The following is a 19,633-nucleotide window of genomic DNA, read 5'->3' as shown; positions in this document are numbered from 1 at the left end:
GCAGGTGAATGAAAGTCGTAATTCTTGCGGGAGGCCTGGGCACCCGAATCGCGGAGGAGACCAGCACGCGGCCGAAGCCGATGGTGGAGATCGGCGGGCGGCCGATCCTGTGGCACATCATGAAGATCTACAGCCATTATGGCTTCCATGATTTCGTGATCTGCCTTGGCTACAAGGGCTTCATGATCAAGGAGTATTTCGCGAATTACTTCCTGCACATGTCCGACGTGACCTTCCACATCGCTGAGAACCGGATGGAAGTGCATCGCGAGACGGCCGAGCCGTGGCGGGTCACGCTCGTCGACACCGGCGAGGACACCCAGACCGGCGGCCGGTTGAAGCGGGTGTTGCCCTATGTCGCGGACGAGCCCTTCTTCGCATTGACCTATGGCGACGGCGTCGCGGACATCGACCTTGCCGCCGAGATCGCTTTCCACAAGGCGCACGGGCGGCGTGCCACCGTTTCGGTGGTGCGGCCGGCCAAGCGGTTCGGCGCGATCGCGGTCGAGGGCGACCGGGTCGTCAATTTCGAGGAAAAGCCCAATGACGACGGCGGCTGGATCAATGGCGGTTTCTTTCTGTTGTCGCCGTCGGTCGGCGAGCTGATCGCAGGCGACAACACGATTTGGGAGCGCGAGCCGATGGAGCAACTGGTGCGCGGCGACGATCTGCGCGCCTATGTGCATCACGGCTTCTGGCATCCGATGGACTCGCTGCGCGACCGCAACTTCCTCGAGGGTGAGTGGGCCGGCAACCGTGCCAAATGGAGGGTCTGGTGACGGATCCGGCATTCTGGCGCGGCAAGAAGGTCTTTCTCACCGGCCACACCGGCTTCAAGGGCGCCTGGGCGTCGCTGCTGCTGCGCCGCCTCGGAGCCGACGTCTACGGCTATGCACTGCCGCCGACACACCAATCCGCGCTGTTCGTCACGGCGCGCATCGCCGACGACATCAAGCACCGCATTGCCGATATCCGCGATCTCTCTACCTTGCGCTCCGCAATGGCGGAGGCCGAGCCCGACATCGTCATCCACATGGCTGCGCAAGCGCTGGTGCGTCCCTCTTACGAGGAGCCGGTCGAGACCTTTGCGACCAACGTGATGGGCACGGTGCATGTGCTGGAGGCGGCACGGCCTCTGCGCTCGGTGAAGGTGATCCTGAACGTCACCAGCGACAAATGCTACGAGAACAACGGCATGGGCACCGCCTTCAGCGAGGGCGACCGGCTCGGCGGCGACGATCCCTACAGCAACAGCAAGGCCTGCGCCGAGCTCGTGACGCATTCCTATCGCCACAGTTTCTTCAACGCGAAGGGGGCGGCGCGCGTCGCCACCGCGCGGGCCGGCAACGTCTTCGGCGGCGGTGACTGGGCGCGCGACCGTCTGGTGCCCGATGCGATGCAGGCGTTCCTGGCCGGCGAGGCGCTCCGCATCCGCAATCCCAATTCGGTGCGGCCCTGGCAGCACGCGCTCGACCCGGTGCTCGGCTATCTCTCGCTGGTCGAGCGATTGGCGGGCGATGAGCGTTTCGTCGGGGGCTGGAATTTCGGACCGGATACCGCAAGCGAGGTGCCGGTCGGGACCGTGGTCGATCATCTGATCGCGCTGTGGAGTGACGGGGCGCGGTGGACGGCCGATTCCGGCCCGCATCCGCACGAAGCCGCCTATCTCAGGCTCGACTGCGCGAAGGCGCGGAGCGAACTCGGCTGGACGCCGCGGCTCGATCTGGCGCAGGGCCTTCGGCTGACCGTCGAATGGTACAAGGCGCTGCGCGAGGGCCGCGACCTGCGCAGCTTCTCGCTCGATCAGCTCGACCAGGTCGCTGGCGCCGCGCAGGCCTGATCAGCCCGGCAGATCGAGGATCTCGGTAATGCGGTCCTCTGCCGACACCGCGTGCTTCAGGTACTCGCCCGACAAGACCGCCAGATAGGATTTGAGCAGGACGACGAGCACGAGGATGGCGCGCTCGACCTCGGGCGAAAGGCCGGTTCGGCCGAAGGCGGCCTCTTGCAGGAACGGCCGGTTCTCCATGAAGGTCAGCCAATACAGGTAGTCGTAGCCGGCGATGCCGCGGAATGCATCTTCCCAGTCGATGACGCGCCGCGCGGTGCCCTGGAGCATGATGTTCTTCGGCCCGAAATCGCCGTGACAGAGCGCCTCGGGCAAATCCGCCAGACGATCCCCGAGCAGCGCGATCAGCCTGCCCACCTCGGTCGCGCCGGCCCGCTCCAGCAGGCCGCGGCTCGAAAGCGTCTTCAATGCCTCTGCGGCGGACGCCAGATAGTGATCGAAAGAGGCAAGTCCGTCCGGCTGCCAGTCCTTGAGCCGCTCACTGCACGCGCAGGCCATTGCGGCGGCATCAGCGGGCGGCATCGGGGCGGCCTGCGGCACCAGCGCGGGCATCATGAGGCAGAGTCGCGCCGCTCCATCCGCGAGGGGAATCTCGAAACGGTCGAGCACGATCGCGTTGCCGTAGAGCTGCTCGAGGATGTCGGCTTCCTTGGCGAGGCTGGCGCGTGCGCGCGCCCCCGGCAGATGCGTCTTCAGAAACCGCTTTTCGCCGGAGATATCCGCATCGTAGCAGGCGCCGAGCGTGCCGCCGGGTGCCGCCGCAACGGTGACGTTGCGGCTGAAGGATTGCAGATGCTGTAGCAGCGCGGGCAGGAGGCGCGCGCGATCGGCGGCGATGTCGGGGCGGTCGTCGGTTTCGAAGAACGCGATCTTACTCAGCACGATAGAGCGGGCTCAGATAGTCGATCCGGTCGTAGCCGAAATGACGGGCGAGTGCCGCGGTGCCCTGTGCGATCTGTTTGCGCTCCTCGTCCGAGAGCTCCTGGATCACGGCCTGGTTGTAGTCCTTCGTGCTCTTGAGCACGGTTCCCCAGGGTGCGATGGAGTCCTTGATCTCGACGCCGTTCCAGCTCGGATAGAGCATGGAGTCGGCGAAGGGCACGCCGATGAAGCCGGCTGCCTCGGTCATGAACTTGCGCTTGTCGTCGACGAGGTCCTCGTAACGGAAGATCCGCACGTTCTCCGGATACATTTTGGCGAACATCTCGACCGTCGAGTGATAGATGTTCCAGGTGATCAGGTATTTGGTCAGCGGCTGCGGGAACGGGCGGCGCTTGGTGTCGCGGTAGGCCGAGAACGGATTGCGCACGATGTGCAGGATGCGGACGTTGGGAAAGTCGCGCACCATGCGATCGGCATCGATCCCGATGGCGGGCGAGTAGCCGACATGGACCATGCCCGGCCGCGGCTTGACGTAATAGTTCTCCCACGCCGCGAAAGTCGACCGGAAGTAGGCCTCGACCACTTGCCGGCGGAAGATCGGCGGCTCGCCGACGATGCGGGCGAACTCGGCGACCCGCTTCTTCTCGTCCATCACGCAGTCCGCATCGCGGAACTTGGAGCCGTTGCGCTTGCGCAGGAAGGTCTTCAGCTCCTCGTCGATCATCTGCTCATAGAGCTCGGTGGCCGTCAGCCCCTCCGGGAATTCGGGATAGCGGTACTGGACGCGCTCGACCGAGGCCAGGAAGTCGTTGAAGTTGCGGTTGCCGAGCTGGGATTCGAAGGGATAGACGAGCAGGTCGGGATGACCGTCGAAGTGGCGGTGGGTGACGTTTCCGCCGTGCTCGAAGCCTGCGGAAACCATGGCCAGCCTGAAATCATTCATGCGTCTATCCCTAACGTCGTCGAACCTCGATCTGGCCATCCGTTTAGCCGCATGGGCCGGATAATCAAGTTCGGATCGCCCTTTCGGCCGTGCCGGGAACGTGGCCCGGGCAGGGGGCTTGCCGAAGCGGGACATTGACGGGGCCGGGGTAGCTGATCTACCCGGGGCTTATGCGTGTTTTTGCCACCGGTGCGAGCGGTTTTCTGGGCTCCTATCTCGTTGCGGACCTCATGGCGCGGGGGCACGAGGTGGCCGTCCTGTTGCGGCCGGCAAGTTCCTGTTGGCGCCTCGGGCCGCTTCATGACCGGCTGCACGTGATCCCGGGCAGTCTGGAGCATCCGGACGGGCTGCGCGGAGCGCTGGGGGCGTTCGCGCCGGACGCGGTCGTGCACATGGCCTGGCGCGGCGTCGCAGGCAGCGATCGCAACAGCCCGGTTCAGGCCGTCAACGTGGCCGACACGGTGGGCCTCGCCGAGCTCGCGGCCGAGGCCGGCGCCAGGATCTTCGTCGGAGCCGGATCGCAGGCGGAGTACGGACCCTATGATCGTCCGATCCGGGAGGACGACGCGCCACGGCCGACGACATTGTACGGCATGGCCAAGCTCGCGGCCGGATCGATGGCGATGCGCCTGTGCGAGGAGCGCGGGCTGCGTGCCGCCTGGCTCAGGATTTTCTCGACCTACGGCCCGAAGGACGCCGATCACTGGCTGATTCCGAGCATGATTCGGAACTTGCGCTCGGGACATCGTATGGCGCTGACGGCCTGCGAGCAGCGCTGGGGATTTCTGCACGCGCGCGACGCCGCGAGCGCTTTCCGGCTGGCGATTACGCATGAAGCGGGGAGCGGCGTCTTCAACGTCGGCAGTGCGGACGCGCCGCCGCTGCGCGAAACGGTGACGCGGCTGCGCGATCTCGTCGCCCCCGGCGCCGATCTCGGCTTCGGCGAGTTGGCGTATCGGTCCGATCAGGTTATGGTCCTGGCTGCGGACGTTTCGCGCATGCTTGCCTTGGGCTGGAAGCCCGAAGTGCCGTTGGATCAGGGACTACGCGAGACGGTAGAGTGGCATGACGCGACCAAATCTTCCTGAGCCGAAAGAATTCGCGCGACGGATTCGTGCGCACGCGTTGCGCATGGTGCATGCCGCGAAGGCCTCCCATATCGGCGGCTGCCTCTCGATGGCGGATATCCTGGCGGTGCTCTACACGCGGATCCTGCGCGTCGATCCCGCCGAGCCGCAAAGCCCGAACCGCGATCGCTTCGTGCTCAGCAAGGGCCACGCCACGGCGATCATGTACGCAACGCTTGCCGAATGCGGTTTCTTTTCTCTGGCCGAGCTCGACACCTATTGCCGCGACGGTTCGATCTTCACCGGGCATGTCAGCCACGCCGTGCCCGGCGTCGAGGTTTCGACCGGCTCGCTCGGCCATGGCCTGCCGATTGCGATCGGCATGGCGCTGGCCGCAAGAAATGCAGGCGCCGGCAGCCGCGTGTTCTGCTTGCTCAGCGACGGCGAATGCGACGAGGGCTCGAACTGGGAGGGCATCCTGTTCGCGCCCCATCACAAGCTCGAGAATCTCTGCGTCATCGTCGACTTCAACAAGATCCAGAGTTTCGGCTCGGTCGCCGAGGTGTTGAACCTGGATCCGTTTGCCGAGAAATGGAAGGCGTTCGGCTGGCAGGTCGAGGAGATCGACGGCCACGACCTCACCGCGCTCGAGCGTGCGCTGAGCGGCGTGCCGGCGGCATCGGGCCGGCCGACCGTCGTGATCGCCCACACCGTGAAGGGCAAAGGCGTGAGCTTCATGGAGAACAAGCTCGAATGGCACTACCGCTCGCCTTCGGATGAGCTGCTCGCGCAAGCGCTGGCCGAGGTCGGCGCATGAGAACGACGTTCATCGAGAGCCTGTCGCAGGCGGCAAGCGAAAACCCCGATATCTGGCTGCTCTGCGGCGATCTCGGCTACTCCGTGCTGGAGCCGTTCGCGGCGCAGTTTCCCGATCGTTATCTCAATGTCGGTGTGGCCGAGCAGAACATGGCGGGGATCGCCGCCGGAATCGCGCTATCGGGCAAGACCGTCTTCATCTACTCGATCGGCAATTTCCCGACGCTGCGCTGCCTCGAGCAGCTCCGCAACGACGTCTGCTATCACGGTGCCGACGTCAAGGTCGTGGCGGTGGGTGCCGGCTATGCCTATGGCAGCCAGGGCTACACCCACCACGCGCTCGAGGATGCGGGGATCATGTCGATGCTGCCGGGCATCGAGGTGTTCGTGCCCTGCGATCCCATGGAGGTGCGGGCTGCGACGCGTCTGATCGCAGGAAGCGGCAAGCCCTCTTATCTGCGGCTCAGCCGTCAGGGGGAGCCGAATCTCGGCGCCGCCGTAACCGATCTGCGCAAGCCCAGGGTTTTGCGTGAGGGACGGGAGGTCCTCATCCTCGCGTCCGGGCCGATCGCCTCCCGTGCGCTGGAGGCCGCCGGCGAACTCGCCGGGCGCGGCAGGGACGTCGGCGTGGTCAGCGTCTCCTGCCTGAAGCCGCTCGACGAGGCCGCGATCCGCGACGCCGTGCGCGACGCCTCACTCATCGTGACGCTGGAAGAGCACATCCTGCGCGGCGGCCTGTTCAGCCTGGTGGCGGGCGCGTTTGCCGGAGACGCGGTCCGGCCGCCGATTACGGGCATGGGTATTCCCGAGCAGGGTGGCAAGACCTCGCAGGCGGGATCGCGCGAGGCGCTGCTCGATGCAGCGGGCCTCTCGGCTCAGGCGATCGTCGCGCGGGTCGAGCAATCGCTGGCGAAGCGCTGACGCCGCCTGCGCCTCACGCGCCGGGCGGGGGCGAGGGATCGAAATTGACGCGCTCGCGCTCGAACACCACCGGCTTCTCGCGCACCTGTCCGTAGATCGCGAGAACGTACTCGCCAATCATGCCCATGAAGAACAGCTGTACGCCGCCGAAGAAGAACATGGCGACGATCAGGGTGAGGATGCCGGGTTCGGCGAGCTTCTGATAAAGCACCAGGCCGATGATGAAGTTGACGATCGCGTAGGCGATGCTCACGGCCGAGATCAGAAAGCCCGCGAGAAGCCCGAACCGGACCGGCGCCGTGGTGAAGGACACCAGCCCATTGAGGCCCTGGTCGATCAGCGCGCCGGCGCGGTTCTTCGAAAACCCCTTCTTGCGCTCGCGCCAGGTGTAGGGCACCCCGACCATGCGGCCGCCGCATTCGAACGTCATCATTCGCATGAATGGATAGGCGTCACGGACGTGACGCATGGCTTCGACAACGCGCCTGTCGACAAGTTGGAAATCACCGACTCCCGGAGGCACCTTGAGCTCGGAGAATCTGGTCAGCACGCGGTAGTAGGCGTTGCGGAGCCCGCGCATCAGACGGCTTTCCTCGCGCACCGCGCGGATCCCATAGACGATCTCGTAGCCGGCTTCCCACAGCTTGACGAACTCGGGAAGCAATTCCGGGGGATCCTGAAGGTCCGCCGGCATGAACAGCAGGACAGCGTCGCCGCGCGAGGCCATCACGCCGTTGAACGTGTTGCGCAGCGGTCCGAAGTTGCGTGCGTTGACGATGATCTTTACCGCGGGGTCCTGTGCCGCGATCTCGCGGAGGATCTCCATGGTGCGATCGTCGGAGGCGTTGTCGCAGAAGATGTGCTCGCGCTGGTAGCCGTGGAGCTCGCCGTCGAAGATTTTCCGGATTGCCTCGTAGCAATCCCTGACGTTGAGCTCTTCATTGTAACAGGGCGTGATGACGCTGATTGTTTTCACGTTCGCATCTCTGAAGCAGGGCAAATGGTCATCGCGGCGTGTCGGCGCCGTAGACGGCGGATTTGTGGTAGTATCTGGCGATGCAGTCGTTCGGCAATCTGTCGGCGTCCGCCGTCACATCGGCGGTCATCAGCAGGGATGGCGTCCATTTGTGCCGAGGAACCACGACAACCGGCTCGGGCCTCGTGGTCAACAGGGCATGCCGATCGGCGCTCTCCTGCCAGTACGGATACAGGCCCTGCCATTGGGCGCGCAGCTGAAACGCCGTCGAGCTCAGGCTGAGCGAGACGATCGTGAGCAACGCCAGGCTCGCAGGCAACCCGACCGGACCGAGCAGGCCACGAAACGCGCCCGCCGCAAGCCGTTCGCGCAATTGCTGGCTGTAGGCGCCGACGAGCAGCCTGACGCCCAGCGTCGATCCGAACAGCAGCAGGATGAGCGCCTGATTCTGCGCCCGCTCGATGAGTCGCATCCCCGTCGCATATCGATGAGCGAAATATTCGAAGTAACAGCATGCCAGGCAGATCGCGATCGTGCCGAGAGCCAGCATCTTGCCCTTTCGCGGCGCTGGTTGCGTGGCTTGCGGCTCGGCCAACGCAATGAGGCCGACAGCGGCGAGCCAGACCACCACGGCGGGTTCTCGAAGGAAGCGGCCGAGACCGGCGAGCGAATCGATCAGCGCTAGAAGAAGCGACCATGTCACATGCCCGCCGTTCGGGAGCTGCTCCATGCGCGTGCTGTTGCCGCTGGCGGAGACGACGATGATCCATCCGATCGCGATGGTGGTCGCGATCAGGATGTGCTGCACGATCTGACGCTGCTGGCCGAAGAGATACCGCGCGCCCAGTGACGCCGAGACGATCAGCAGCAGCCATGTTCCGGTAAATTCATTGCCCAGTGCAGCGACGAAACCGCCCAGGGCCATCGCGAGGCTGAGCGTCCACGAGAAGCCGGCTTCCCCGTCAAGCGCCCGAACGCACTCCCCGAGGATCAGGATGGTGATCAACGCGGGCGGGACGTAACAGGTCACGGCCGAGAGCCAATAGAGCAGATCCCGCACGCTGGGCGCCGCGCTGACCACGGCGCTCGCGAATGCGAGCGTGAGGAAAACCAGCTGGAGAGCGGCGGTGCGGGGCCAGGCCCGGACCATGGCGAGGGCAGTGCCGGCCAGGAACAGCGCCGCGCTCACAGCCATCATCAGTGAATAGGCCGACAGCAAGCTGACATTTGCCGCGGCAGAGATCGCCGGCGGAACCTGGGTCAACCACAGGGCCAGCACCCGGCCCGATTGCGAATGATAGAAGAGCGATACGGTCTCGATGAACCCGTGACGCGCGTACAGATCCGCGAAGCAGAAGTCGTCATGCTCGGGCGCGCTAAGCGACGTGAGCGCGAACAGAAGCAGCAGAAAAATTGCAGGAAACAGGCTGCAGAGCGTCCAGCCAATCCAGGCCCGGCGATCGGCGTGGGGACGCGCTGCCAGTGGAATAACACCTTGATTGTACACGCAAAGCCCCCTCCGATCCGGGGCAGATTAGAGGCAACCCGTCGAGGTCGCAATGTTCAATTCCGGCTGTTGCAAGTGGCTGCGTGCCAAGCCGCCGGCGGCGCTAGAACTCCCGCCGTTTGAGCCAGGCCCGCGTACCCCAATGGGCAAAGCACCAGGCCGACCTGATCAGCGAGAGGTGCTCGACGTTGCGGTAGATCTGCCAGACCCATTTGGCCGAGCGTGCCGGTCGGCTGGAGACCGAGGAGCCCCTGACGCGGTAGCGTGCAAGGTCCTCGTTGAGGCCGTAGGCGGTGTGGCCGCGCTTGAGGATCGAGAGCCACAGACAGAAATCGTCATAGCCCTCGTTCTTCATTGCGATGGGACCGGCGATCTCGCGGTCGACCATCGCGGTCAGGGTCGCGATCGCGGTGTTCTCCAGGAGCTGGCCATAGGTGAGCGAGGCCGGCACCTCGATCAGCCGCCCGGTGACGGTGTTGGTCTCGTTGATGCGGCGGAAGGCGGTGTAGCTGAGAGCAGCCTGCTTCGCCTTCGCGAAGGCGAGCTGCCGCTCGAGCTTCTCGGGCAGCCACAGATCGTCGCTGTCGAGGAAGGCGAGATAGCGGCCCTGCGCGGCGTCGATCGACGCCTGGCGCGCAAGCGCCGGGCCGCCGTTCTTCGGCATCCGGATCAGCTTGACGCGCGGGTCACGCTCGCTGATGCCGGCGATGATCGCCGGCGTGCTGTCGGTCGAGCAGTCGTCCGCGATCAGGAGTTCCCAATCGGCGAAGGTCTGGCTCTGCACCGAGCGGATCGTCTCCTCGATCAGGCCTTCGACATTCCAGGACGGTGTGATGATCGAGACGAGCGGCATGATGGGTCCGTTCAGTTCGCACCGGCCGGCTCGGCGATGGCCGCGCGCAAGGAGGCCGCAAACATGTCGAGCAACTTGGGGTCGCTGATATAGAGCTCGCCCGGATAAGACCGGCGCCAGGCGGACTCGAAATAGGGGGCGCCTTTGGCCGGATCGAACGGCCCGGTGGAGAGTGCCTCGCGCAGGCGTGCGGGCACATCGGCCAGACGATCGACCGCATAGACCAGCGGGCAGGAGCGGTAGAACGCATCGCCCATCACCACGACCGGCTTGCCGAGCAGCAGCGCCTCGGCCCCCGATTTGCTGTTGACGGAGATGACGGCATCGGCGCGGTTGAGCACGGTGTAATTGTTGGTCTGCGGTGGCAGCAGCACGAAATTGTCGAACCTGCGCGCCAGTTCGAACAGGCGATCGGCCGAGATCGCGCCGATCTGGGCGGGATGTTCCTTCACCACGAGCACATGCGAATCCGGGATGGTGCGCAGCAGGAAGTCGACGGTCGCGACCTGGTCGAGATAGTCCGGCGAGCGCAGCGTCAGCGCCATGTCGGCGGGAACGTGGAAGGGATAGTAGACGAAGGGCGCCGCGGGGATCGGCTTATAGAGCTTGCGCAGCCGCGTCGCGTTGAGCGCCATCGCGGCGTGCACCCGGGCATGTCGCAGATTGTGCCCGAACTCCTGGTGCTTGCCGAGCGCGAACTGGTCCCACAGCTTCTCGGTGAGGCGGCGCGCGTTACGCAAATTGACGACCTTCTTGAAGGCCGCGGAATAATGGTGCTGATCCTTCTTGGGGATGACGATCGCGCGTTGCGTCAGCGTATCGTCCAGATAGGCGCGCACTTCTGATGAGACAGCGTCCGTCGGCGTCGGCATCACGTCGGGTGCACCGAGTGTGTCGGGCGTGAAGTACATCCGGCCACGAAAGAACGATGGCTCGATGAACCAGTTGCGGATGTCGCGGCGCCTGGCGGCGTAGAAGCTCGCGATCACCGAAAGGAAACCGCCGAGCTCCTGCACCAGTTCGACGCGCTTGCCTTGCTTCTCGAGCCGGTCGAGCACTGTCTCCATCGCATTGGCATAGATCATGAAGCGCCGGCGCAGTGCCGCGGTGTCGCGGATGCCGAAAGTGAAACGCTCATGGCTGAACAGGAAGTTGGTCCCGTTGAGCCCGTAGGCCGCAACGCGCGCGTCGAACGCTTTGCGATCGTCGGGCGCGGGGCCGGCCTTGAGGCCCTCACGATACATGTTCGTGACCGGAACGCCTTCAGTCGCCGACATCTCCGCGCTGCGATCGTCGAAGGCGAGCAACTCGACATCATGGCCTGCCGCGCGCAACCGCTGCGCGACCGGAATCCAGAACCGGGTCTGGTATTCGGCAAGCGTGGTGATGAGAATGGTCTTTGCAGGTGTGGCCATGGCTCTATTGGGCGTGTTCGATCGCAATACTTGCGAGCGGCAAGCCCGTCGTCGCGCATTGTGCGCGTCTTGCCGTAAATTGAGACGGGCTCGCCTGATCGTGAGCGGCGATGCGCTGGAGCAGGGTCTGGACGAAGGGCGGTGCGATTCGCTTGTCGCGCCGGGCGGGATTGAACTGGCTGCGCAGCCGCTCCGTGACGGCAGAGCCGAGCGCGGCGCTGGCGGCCCCTTTGACGATCTGGCCAAGGCTCGGCTTGGCACGCGTCCCCTTCACGGTCGCGAGCAGCGAGACGTAAGGCCGGCGCGAGCCCGCTACGCTGGTCAGGACTTCGGCGACACGTTCGGCGGCTTTTCCGTCATTGAGATGGAAGAAGGCCTCGATATCGGCGGCGTGAACGCGGGCGAAGTCGAAAGTCTCGGTCTCGCGCTCGATGTGATCGATCGCGCCAAGCAGCTCGTCGAACGAAGCGACCGGGCGACTCACGCGCGCGGGCAGTGCGGCATGGCCGGCGGTGACCGGCGTGTTCAGATATTCGAGCTGGAGCGGCAGCTTTCCGAGCAACACCGATTCGACGGCCGTTCCGCAATTGAGATGGATCACTGCGGCGGCGTTGCGGATGCGGTCGAGGACGCTGCCGGTGCCGTCGATCAGGACGTTGGCGTGGCGCGAGAGGGCGTTGCGATAGACGTCCTCGCTCTCGAAGGGGTGCGGCCGCACGAGAATGTTGCGGTCGGGCCGCGCCGCGGCGAGCCGGTCGAGCTCGGCGAGATAGCTGGTGAAGACCTGCTTCAGGTCCGCGATGAAGCGATCGACATAGGCGCCATCCCAACCGGCCCGCACCATCGCCTCGCGCTCACCACCCGGCTTGCCGGTGAAGCGCGAATTGACCAGCGGAAAATTGGCGTTGACGAGCAGATAGCCGCGCGGCTCGCCGTCGAGCAACGCGCGCCAACGTGGGGCTGCAAAGTCGAAGCGCGGACATCCGGTGAGGTGAAGCTGCTCCGGCTTCATGGTTCCGGCGGCCAGGAAGGCGTCGTGCAGCCGATTGCCCCAGAAGAAATAACCCGCCAGGATGTCGGCGTAGCCGCTGCCCTTGATGTGGGCGGCCATTGCGGGCGGCGAGTTGCCGCCCTTTTCTGCGAGCACGCCCCCTTCGGTATCGAGCACGTACAGGGCGAGGCCCGCTCCAGCGAAGCTGCGCATCAAATCGAGATTGACGGGACGGGCGTAGTTGACGACGAGTGCGTCCAGCCCGAGCCGTGGGACATCGACGGCCTGCTCGTACATCGGCACCAGCGCGACAGAGACGCCGCGCCGCGCGAGTTGATAACCAAGCATGACTGCCCCCGGCAGGTCACGCTTGGGGTGATCGACCACCAGGCCTATGCGCAAGATGTGAGCTCCCGGCAGGTCCGTGTCAGAGCCGCATCACGGTGCGCTCGAGGTCCGTCAGGGCACCGACCGCGCGGAAACGCGCCGGCGGTTCGGGAAAGATGCGCGGCTGCTGGATGTAGGTCGCCGTGTACAGCAGGCGGCTGTGATCCGACTGGATCCGGCTTCCCATGTGCAGGCAGCGTGCCGTGTTGACGATGAAGGACGACAGGCGGGGCGCGATCATTTCCTTGACCGCGTCGGGACCGGTCTTGGCGAACACCTGCGCATCGCTCATGTGGCTCTTGAGCGAGTTGCGGAACGCCTTCGACGGCCCGGCCGGAATGAAGGTGAACGGACCGTCGGCGGTGTTTTGCACATCGGTCAGGTAGATGAAGAGTTTGCAGACGCGTTTGTCGTCGTGGTCGAGATGCCAAAGCTGGGAGAAGCTCAACGCCTGGTTCGGTGTCGGCTGCGACAACGTCAGCACCACGTCCGACAATTGCGGCAGGTCGTGCATGAAGTCGCCGATGATGCGCAGAGCAGCCGGCTGCAGGGCGTAGCGCACGAACGGATGGTCGGTGGCAAAGGCGCCGTTGACGAGATCCTCGTCGAGCAGGCTGACCCAGAACGATTTGTGCCCTTCCTTCTGCCGGCCGACCAGCTCCTGGAGGCGGTTCACCTTGCCGTCGGCGAACGACGCGACGGCTTCCGCGAGGCCGCGATCGACGATCGCGGACACGTCGACGTAGCCGTCCTCGTCGAGCTTGCGGCTCGCTTCGGCCCATTCGGGCTTCGTCGGAAGCTGCTTCAGCAGCGCGACACGTTTGGCGCGGGCCGGCAATTGCAGGCTGGTCAGAGCCGCCTTCAGCACCCATCCGAGATCGGTGCGGTTGACGTGCCACAGCAGGCGGCGGAACTGGCTGATCTTCGCCTTCTTCGGGGCAGGCCGATCAGCCGTCGTGTCGACGGTTGTCATGTGGGCTCCCAGCAATACAAAAAACCATCATTGTGGATCGTCGGCGCGAACGGCATGCGTTCGCGCGCCAAGATGCGGACGCGGCCCTGTCGCTCGTAATCGTCGAGCGTCGAGAACAGCTGCGTTTGGTAGTCGACCGAGCGGATGTACAGGAAGCTGACGATATCCCGCGGGCTTGCGAGGTTCAGCAGCTCCGTCGTCGGCTCGATGTTGATGACGCGTTTCGGCCGTGCAGCAATGATGTTGTCCACCACCTTCCGCACGTCATAGGGAATTTGCTCGATGCAGAAATAGGTGAAAACGACCTGGTCCCTGATCGCCGGGTAGTTCGGGTCGTTGCCGTCGGTCAGGTCGATCCTGTCGAGCGATATCCGGTCCGACAGGCCATAATGCGCCGCGATCTCGCGGCCCGCGGCGATGCCGTTCGGCGCGATGTCGAACCCGCGCAGCCTCCAGTCGGGATGATTGAGGTGAAGCGACAGCAGGTTGATGCCGCAGCCCGCGCCGAGCTCGACGATCTCCGTGGCGCCGCCCGTGTGCCGCGCGAGCAGCTCGCCGAGGGCCCTGGCGCGATAGCGATAATAGTCGTCGGCCGCGACCCTGCAGATCTGGTTGTCGACCTTGCGAAGACCCTGCGCGGGATTCTTCGGGATCAGGAATTCGCCGATGCCTGCGGCCTTCGTCCAGGCTTTTTCCGACAGCGTTCGCTGCCAATGCGATAGATTGTACTCGGAATCAACGACGTCCGCCGTGCGTTTGACGCGGCGCATCGCGAAACGCCCGATGCTCCTTGCCGCATCCAGCGCATAAGTCGTCGCCTTGTCCGACAACGAGGCCGGAGCGAAACCTGAAGTGACGGCTTTCGTGTCTGTCGCGTGGATGTTCATTCAACTGCTTTTGGATGTCAGTCCCATCAGCTGTCCGACGGCTGGAAATACAGTCCGGTGCCGCTTTTCAAGCACGAGGAAGTATTGGAGCGTCCAGGTAATCAGACAGAAAACCATGGAACCGAGCGCGAGCTTTAGCACGCTGTCGAACCGAATGTAACCTGCAATTGTTGCTAGAAAAATGCTTGCCAGGACAAGGATTGCGAACTGGGTTCCGATGACCTTCGCGAAGCGATTGCGGTCGAGTTCGAGTGCACCGCGCAACTCTCCCAGCTGCAAGGGCAGGATGAGGATACTGCCGATGACCTGGCCGAGTATCAGGGCGCGTTCCGCGAACAGGTGCAACGTCGCGGCGGAGACCGCCGCCCAGATCAGAAGCTGAACGGCTATCAGCCTGTTGAGCCTGGACTGCACCTCCGGCCGCGTCAGGAAGATCAGGCTGCCGATCGCCACATATTGGCTACAGATCGGAACCAGGAAGCTCAGGCCCATCCAGAACGCGTAAGGCGCAAGGAGGGGACCGATCCAGATATTCATGATCTCCGGCGAGAGGATCGCGGTCGCGGCAAGCGGAGGCACCACGAACATCGGCATCATGACGAGGCCGAGGTCGCCGAGGCGCTGGAACGACGTCGCGCTGCCGCGCTCGTCGAGGCGGCTGGCAACGGGAAGCAAGGCGGATGTCAGAAGGCTGACAACGACTTTGGAAACCCGCGCCAATCGCACCAACGCGTCGTAGGTGCCGACCGCCTTGGGCCCAAACAGCAATCCGATCAGGAAAGGCTGAAGCGGTCCGGAAATGCCGCCCATCAGTTTGCCCTGCAGCAGCAGCAGACAGCGGTGCAGAATATCCTGCCGGATGTCCGGGGTCCATGACAGCAATCGCACGTGCTTGTGCCGCAGGGCGACGAAGGCGGCAATTCCAATGACGACGGCGCGGGCCACCAGCGTGGCGAGATAGATGTAGGCAACCACTTCAAAGCCTGCCGCCGCCCACGAGGCTGCGAATGTCAGGCCGACATAGGCCGCCGTTGACGTGACCTCCGCAACGCGGAGCAGATTGTAGCGCTCGAAGCCTTTGACGGTCCCTTCCCACACCAGTGCCGGAACGAAGATCAGATTCGCGAGGGCCGTGTAGTGCATGATCCGGGTGAACGTCTCCACATGGACGGCGTCAACCTTCATCACCATGACGAACAGCGGCGTCGCGAACCAAATGGCGGCGCTCAGGATCAAGGTGAGAGCGATGGAGACCACCCCCAAGAACGCGATCTGGCGGCTGGCCTGCGTCCAATTGCGGTGCTCTCTCGCGCGCGCGACGACCTGGGTGGCGACCTCGGACAGGCCGAGGTCGAGCACCGCCATCATGCCGCTGGGAAGCAGCAGCCGCGAGATGACGATGAGGCCGAACTCGGTCACCCCCCAGGTCCCGATGATCAGTGGAATGACCGCAAGGCCCAGCAAGGCGGCCACGCCGAAGGCAAGCGCCGAAATCACCGTATTCTGGACCAGGCGCTTGATCATCGATGTTTCGCTACCAGGCGCTCAGACCGCCGTCGACGGCGATGTTCTGGCCAGTCACGTAGGACGCAGCATCCGACACCAGGAACAGCATCGTCCCCACCATCTCGTCCGCGCGAGCCATGCGGCCGAGCGGTATACGGGCCCCATAGCGCGCCTTGAAGGTGTCGTTCTGCCCGCTCTCCACCCCGCCCGGGGTGAGGGTGTTGACGCGAACGCCCTTCGCCGCCCAGTAGGTCGCCAGATGCTTGGTCAGGCCGATGACGCCGGCTTTGGACGCGGTGTAGACCGCGGGCGTGTTGATGGCGCGGCCGAGATATTCGGAGCCTTCGTAGATGCGCTGGTCGGGCGCCATCAGGCCGTAGATCGAGGCGGTCTGCACGATGGCGCCGTAGCCACGCTCGGCCATTCGGCCGCCGAACACTTGCGCGATGTTGAACATGCCGTCGAGATTGACCGCCATGATCTCCCGCCAGGTGTCCAGCGAAAACTTCTCGACGGGTGCAAAGAAGGCATCGACGTCGCGGGTCTTGCTCGCGGCGTTGTTGAGCAGGATCGAGACCGGCCCGAGCTCCGCTTCGATCGCCTCGGCCGTGTTGCGGACGGAACTTGGCTCGGTAATGTCGCAGCCATAACCTTTGGCGCCCACGGCATGGCGCGAGGCGACGTCGGCTGCCGCAGCATCGGTCGCGGCCTGATCGAGATCGACGATCGCGACGTTGGCGCCAAACTCGGCAAGGCCCTCGGCGAAGCGACGTCCAAGGATGCCGCATCCCCCGGTGACGACGGCGGTTCGGCCGGTCAGATCGAACAGAGCCTTGAAGCTCGTGGTCATCGCTTGAGGCTCCTCAGGCCGGCCGTCGTTGGCGCAGTAGCAGTTCCACCAGGACAAAATCGAGATCGGAATCGATGTCGATCGAGCGTTCTTCCGGCATTTCGAACAGGCGGGTATCCGGATAGAACACCGCAGGGTGCTCCAGGAACGACGCGACACGCCAGACATAGATCGATGCGTTCATGTCGAAGCAGTGCGGCGCATCCTGCCGGCGCGTGATCGGAGGATCGGCGGTCTTGGAGAGGCCGACGCTGCCATCGGTGCGCTGCTCGACCAAGTTGAAATAGGGCGAGCGTCGCGCCGGTGCGCCGGTAATGACATTGCGTGTGCCGCTCTCGCGCAGCAGCGCGACTGCACCGGTGATGTCGGAGGCCAGCCTGAGCGGCGAGGTGACGTCGAGATCGACGAAGATCTCCGGCGTCCGGCCCGTTTGCGCGATGGCCTGCTCGAGACAGTGGCGGATCGCCGGCAGCTTCGGTGCGGTATCGGTCGCCATCTCGTCCGGACGTTTGACCGCGATGTCGGCGCCGGCCTTCAGGGCAGCCTCGAGTAGCGCGTCCGAATCGCTGCTGAAGGCGATCGCATCGAACAGGCCGGTCTCGCGCGCCTGCGCGATGCTCCAGGCGAGCACGGGCCTGCCCAGGAGATCGCGCGCATTCTTGCCGACGACCCCTTTCGAGCCGCCCCGCGCGCAGATGGTGCAGAGGGCGCTCATGGCGATATCCAGGTCTTGGTGCGCAGAGCACGCTCGCTGGCGTCGATCAGATGCACGACCCCGAGCGCCTCGGGCAGCGAGCAAGCCGGGCTCGCGCCACGCATCGCCGCGACATGCATGTCGCGATAGCTCTGGTCGCGGTCGCTTGCGATCTCCGTTGCCTTGCCGTTGATAGCAAGGCGGCTGCCGACGAGGTCGGCTTCGATGGTGTCGTCGTCGACATTGACGCGAATGCGGCGGATGCCCTGCCGATCGAGATAGTCCATGTGGACGTGGACCGATGGCGCCCGCTGCATATCGAGCAGCAGGTCGAGGTGGTCGTCGACGTCGATGTCGCGCGCGCCGGACGCGCCACCAAGCGCTGCGACGCGATGCCACGGGCCGAACAGCCACAAGAGATAGTCCAGTTCGTGGCTGAGATCCCGCAACACGCCGCCTCCGGCGTCGGCCGTGGCGGATGCAGTCGCACGGTGATCGCGGCCGGGCCGCCAGTCCCTGATGTCCTGGCCGACATAGGCGGCGACCGTGATCACGTCGCGGCCGCTTAATGTCTCGGCAAGCGCCGTCATGACCGGGTGGAAGCGCAGATTGTATCCAACACTGACACGGGCAAACGGATATTTCGGGGGCGCTGCCGGTGTTGCGAAGAGCGGCTTTTCGACAAGCACGTTGCCGTGGAAGCCGGCCTGCGCGAGCTCATTCAGATTGTCCGCATGGCGCGCGGTCTCGGTGGCGATCACCACGTAGTCCGGATGCGCGCCCGCGACGGCCTGCGCGATCGATCCGTAGTCGCCGCCTTCGCGGCGGCTGACGGTCGCGACCCCTAGGCCAAGCTCGCGCAGGATGCGCGCATGCCTTGTGCCGATCGAGCCGAGGCCAACCACGACGGCTTTTGTGGGGGTCACGGGAAGACCTCGTGAAACTCCGCATGGGCCTGCTCGAAATCCTCCAGGCGGCCGATATCGAGCCAGTATTCGCGAATGGGATAGACCGCGACCCGTCCCTTGCCCGCGATCACGCGCTCCAGCACGGTCGGCATGTCGATGCTGATGCCGGGCGTGACATGGCTGAACACGGACTGGCCGATTACATAGATGCCGGCACTGACGAACCAACTCTCAGTCGGCTTCTCGCGGATGGCATCGAGAAAACCGTCCGACGTGGAAACCACGCCATAAGGCACGTGCACCTTGTGCTCGCGCACGGCCATCGTCGCTTCCGCCGGCGTTGCGTTGTGGAAGTCGAGAAGGGCCCCGTAGTTGATCGTGGTGAGGATGTCGCCGTTGGTGACGATCATGGGCAGAGCCGGCGGCGTCTTGAAGAGGCCGAGCGCGCCTGCAGTCCCCAGGCGTTCCGTTTCGTGGACGTACTGGATCGTGGCGCCGAAGGCGGCGCCATCGCCAAAATAGTCCTTGATCGTCTGGGCCTTGTAGTTGACCGAAATGAAGATGTTGCCAAAGCCCTGCTGCACGACGTTGCGCACGATCGTCTCGAGCAGCGGCCGGCCGCCGACATTGAGCATCGGCTTCGGCAGGTCGCGCGTCAGCGCGCCCAGGCGTTCGCCGAGGCCGCCCGCCATGATCAGGACAGGGTTCGGATAGTGAGCCGGTTCGAGCAGCTCATCGAGCGTCTCGACCACGACCAGATGGCCGCCCTCGTCGACAAGCGGAAGCTGCTTGATCGACTTCTGCCGCATCAGCTGCAGGCGATCCTCGCGCGGCAGCGTCGCTGGAGCCGACACCGGCGCGCGGTTCATGATGTCGGTCGCAAGCCCGGTGAGCGGGATGCCGCGCAGCAGGCCGCGCCTCACGTCACCGTCGGTGACCACGCCAAGCAGGCGGTTCTGGTCGTCGAGCACGAGCGCAATCTGAATGCTTCCGCTCTCGATGGCAGCAATGGCCTCGCCCACACTCGCCTGTGTTCCAACGACGGCCTTACGCCAGGATTTCATGGCAATCTGCCTCGTATACGCCAGATATTGGGGGGCGGCCCACGGCTGAGCCTGCTATATCGCGGCTGCGAGAGGCGGCGTCAACCCCAACGACATCCCCTGAACCGCCCTGTTAACCCAAGCATTTCGCGGCCCAAATCAACG

At 64.6% G+C, this 19,633-nt stretch carries 19 protein-coding genes; 5 read left to right on the top strand and 14 right to left on the bottom strand.

What is annotated here, in order from left to right; translation table 11 throughout:
- Positions 1-8 precede the first annotated feature (8 nt).
- Together rfbF and rfbG are read left to right on the top strand one after the other, a co-directional pair.
- Positions 9-779, top strand: coding sequence for a glucose-1-phosphate cytidylyltransferase (rfbF, locus tag XI03_RS37470; protein WP_095425656.1), 771 nt, complete (start codon positions 9-11; stop codon positions 777-779).
- Positions 776-1,840: a CDP-glucose 4,6-dehydratase gene (gene rfbG / locus XI03_RS37465; RefSeq protein WP_271594935.1), complete on the top strand. Its 1,065-nt coding sequence runs from the start codon at positions 776-778 to the stop codon at positions 1,838-1,840. Before rfbF ends, rfbG begins: the two co-directional genes overlap by 4 nt.
- Here rfbG and XI03_RS37460 read toward each other — a convergent pair whose 3' ends face one another.
- Both XI03_RS37460 and XI03_RS37455 read right to left on the bottom strand, forming a co-directional pair.
- Positions 1,841-2,731, bottom strand: coding sequence for a phosphotransferase (locus XI03_RS37460; RefSeq protein ID WP_271594934.1), 891 nt, complete (start codon positions 2,729-2,731; stop codon positions 1,841-1,843).
- Positions 2,721-3,674, bottom strand: coding sequence for a sulfotransferase family protein (locus tag XI03_RS37455; protein WP_271594933.1), 954 nt, complete (start codon positions 3,672-3,674; stop codon positions 2,721-2,723). Before XI03_RS37455 ends, XI03_RS37460 begins: the two co-directional genes overlap by 11 nt.
- A gap of 170 nt (positions 3,675-3,844) precedes the next feature.
- On the opposite strand from XI03_RS37455, the gene XI03_RS37450 reads away from it, so the two are divergent.
- From XI03_RS37450 to XI03_RS37440, 3 genes are read left to right on the top strand one after another with little or no spacing between them, the layout of a single operon-like run.
- Complete coding sequence (locus XI03_RS37450; RefSeq protein WP_271594932.1) at positions 3,845-4,762, top strand: NAD-dependent epimerase/dehydratase family protein; 918 nt, start codon at positions 3,845-3,847, stop codon at positions 4,760-4,762.
- Positions 4,740-5,558: a transketolase gene (locus XI03_RS37445; RefSeq protein ID WP_271594931.1), complete on the top strand. Its 819-nt coding sequence runs from the start codon at positions 4,740-4,742 to the stop codon at positions 5,556-5,558. Before XI03_RS37450 ends, XI03_RS37445 begins: the two co-directional genes overlap by 23 nt.
- The gene (locus XI03_RS37440) at positions 5,555-6,478 is read left to right on the top strand and encodes a transketolase family protein (protein ID WP_271594930.1); all 924 of its coding nucleotides are present in this window, start codon (positions 5,555-5,557) and stop codon (positions 6,476-6,478) included. The genes XI03_RS37445 and XI03_RS37440 overlap by 4 nt, the downstream gene beginning before the upstream one ends.
- A 13-nt stretch (positions 6,479-6,491) precedes the next feature.
- Here the strand turns inward: XI03_RS37440 and XI03_RS37435 are convergent, their stop codons facing one another.
- The 12 genes from XI03_RS37435 to XI03_RS37380 form a co-directional block, all read right to left on the bottom strand.
- Positions 6,492-7,454, bottom strand: a complete 963-nt coding sequence (locus XI03_RS37435; RefSeq protein ID WP_095425651.1) for a glycosyltransferase family 2 protein — start codon at positions 7,452-7,454, stop codon at positions 6,492-6,494.
- Positions 7,455-7,482: 28 nt separating this feature from the next.
- Entirely contained in the window at positions 7,483-8,961 is a 1,479-nt protein-coding gene (locus XI03_RS37430) for a DUF6056 family protein (RefSeq protein WP_271594929.1), read from the bottom strand.
- A gap of 103 nt (positions 8,962-9,064) precedes the next feature.
- A complete protein-coding gene (locus tag XI03_RS37425) occupies positions 9,065-9,814 on the bottom strand; it encodes a glycosyltransferase family 2 protein (protein WP_095425649.1) in 750 nt (249 codons plus the stop codon).
- Positions 9,815-9,825: 11 nt separating this feature from the next.
- The gene (locus tag XI03_RS37420) at positions 9,826-11,229 is read right to left on the bottom strand and encodes a capsular polysaccharide export protein, LipB/KpsS family (protein WP_271594928.1); all 1,404 of its coding nucleotides are present in this window, start codon (positions 11,227-11,229) and stop codon (positions 9,826-9,828) included.
- 4 nt (positions 11,230-11,233) lie between these two features.
- Entirely contained in the window at positions 11,234-12,607 is a 1,374-nt protein-coding gene (locus XI03_RS37415; protein ID WP_271594997.1) for a surface carbohydrate biosynthesis protein, read from the bottom strand.
- A gap of 40 nt (positions 12,608-12,647) precedes the next feature.
- On the bottom strand, positions 12,648-13,580 hold the full coding sequence (locus XI03_RS37410; protein WP_095425646.1) for a hypothetical protein: 933 nt from the start codon (positions 13,578-13,580) through the stop codon (positions 12,648-12,650).
- Positions 13,577-14,467 carry a class I SAM-dependent methyltransferase gene (locus XI03_RS37405; protein WP_271594927.1) on the bottom strand — a complete coding sequence of 297 codons (891 nt, stop codon included), beginning with the start codon at positions 14,465-14,467 and terminating at the stop codon, positions 13,577-13,579. The genes XI03_RS37410 and XI03_RS37405 overlap by 4 nt, the downstream gene beginning before the upstream one ends.
- On the bottom strand, positions 14,468-15,991 hold the full coding sequence (locus XI03_RS37400) for an oligosaccharide flippase family protein (protein ID WP_271594926.1): 1,524 nt from the start codon (positions 15,989-15,991) through the stop codon (positions 14,468-14,470).
- 10 nt (positions 15,992-16,001) lie between these two features.
- Entirely contained in the window at positions 16,002-16,823 is an 822-nt protein-coding gene (locus XI03_RS37395; protein ID WP_097668484.1) for an SDR family oxidoreductase, read from the bottom strand.
- Positions 16,824-16,836: 13 nt separating this feature from the next.
- On the bottom strand, positions 16,837-17,538 hold the full coding sequence (locus tag XI03_RS37390; RefSeq protein WP_271594925.1) for an acylneuraminate cytidylyltransferase family protein: 702 nt from the start codon (positions 17,536-17,538) through the stop codon (positions 16,837-16,839).
- Entirely contained in the window at positions 17,535-18,443 is a 909-nt protein-coding gene (locus XI03_RS37385; protein ID WP_095425641.1) for a Gfo/Idh/MocA family protein, read from the bottom strand. The genes XI03_RS37390 and XI03_RS37385 overlap by 4 nt, the downstream gene beginning before the upstream one ends.
- A complete protein-coding gene (locus tag XI03_RS37380; protein ID WP_097668485.1) occupies positions 18,440-19,489 on the bottom strand; it encodes a nucleotidyltransferase family protein in 1,050 nt (349 codons plus the stop codon). Before XI03_RS37380 ends, XI03_RS37385 begins: the two co-directional genes overlap by 4 nt.
- Between the last annotated feature and the right edge of the window lie 144 nt (positions 19,490-19,633).

This window comes from Bradyrhizobium sp. CCBAU 65884 (assembly GCF_028128835.1).
Classification (GTDB): Bacteria; Pseudomonadota; Alphaproteobacteria; order Rhizobiales; family Xanthobacteraceae; genus Bradyrhizobium; species Bradyrhizobium ottawaense.
The sequence above is the reverse complement of the archived record's forward strand: the minus strand, read 5'-3'. Positions and strand labels throughout refer to the sequence as shown.

Excerpts from the sequence above, each read along its gene's own strand:
- XI03_RS37455 (WP_271594933.1), bottom strand. The coding sequence starts at position 3,674 with ATGAATGATTTCAGGCTGGCCATGGTTTCCGCAGGCTTCGAGCACGGC.
- rfbF (WP_095425656.1), top strand. The coding sequence starts at position 9 with ATGAAAGTCGTAATTCTTGCGGGAGGCCTGGGCACCCGAATCGCGGAG.
- XI03_RS37380 (WP_097668485.1), bottom strand. The coding sequence starts at position 19,489 with ATGAAATCCTGGCGTAAGGCCGTCGTTGGAACACAGGCGAGTGTGGGC.
- XI03_RS37420 (WP_271594928.1), bottom strand. The coding sequence starts at position 11,229 with ATGGCCACACCTGCAAAGACCATTCTCATCACCACGCTTGCCGAATAC.
- XI03_RS37425 (WP_095425649.1), bottom strand. The coding sequence starts at position 9,814 with ATGCCGCTCGTCTCGATCATCACACCGTCCTGGAATGTCGAAGGCCTG.
- XI03_RS37400 (WP_271594926.1), bottom strand. The coding sequence starts at position 15,991 with ATGATCAAGCGCCTGGTCCAGAATACGGTGATTTCGGCGCTTGCCTTC.
- XI03_RS37440 (WP_271594930.1), top strand. The coding sequence starts at position 5,555 with ATGAGAACGACGTTCATCGAGAGCCTGTCGCAGGCGGCAAGCGAAAAC.
- XI03_RS37390 (WP_271594925.1), bottom strand. The coding sequence starts at position 17,538 with ATGAGCGCCCTCTGCACCATCTGCGCGCGGGGCGGCTCGAAAGGGGTC.
- XI03_RS37410 (WP_095425646.1), bottom strand. The coding sequence starts at position 13,580 with ATGACAACCGTCGACACGACGGCTGATCGGCCTGCCCCGAAGAAGGCG.
- XI03_RS37450 (WP_271594932.1), top strand. The coding sequence starts at position 3,845 with ATGCGTGTTTTTGCCACCGGTGCGAGCGGTTTTCTGGGCTCCTATCTC.
- XI03_RS37405 (WP_271594927.1), bottom strand. The coding sequence starts at position 14,467 with ATGAACATCCACGCGACAGACACGAAAGCCGTCACTTCAGGTTTCGCT.
- XI03_RS37395 (WP_097668484.1), bottom strand. The coding sequence starts at position 16,823 with ATGACCACGAGCTTCAAGGCTCTGTTCGATCTGACCGGCCGAACCGCC.
- XI03_RS37445 (WP_271594931.1), top strand. The coding sequence starts at position 4,740 with ATGACGCGACCAAATCTTCCTGAGCCGAAAGAATTCGCGCGACGGATT.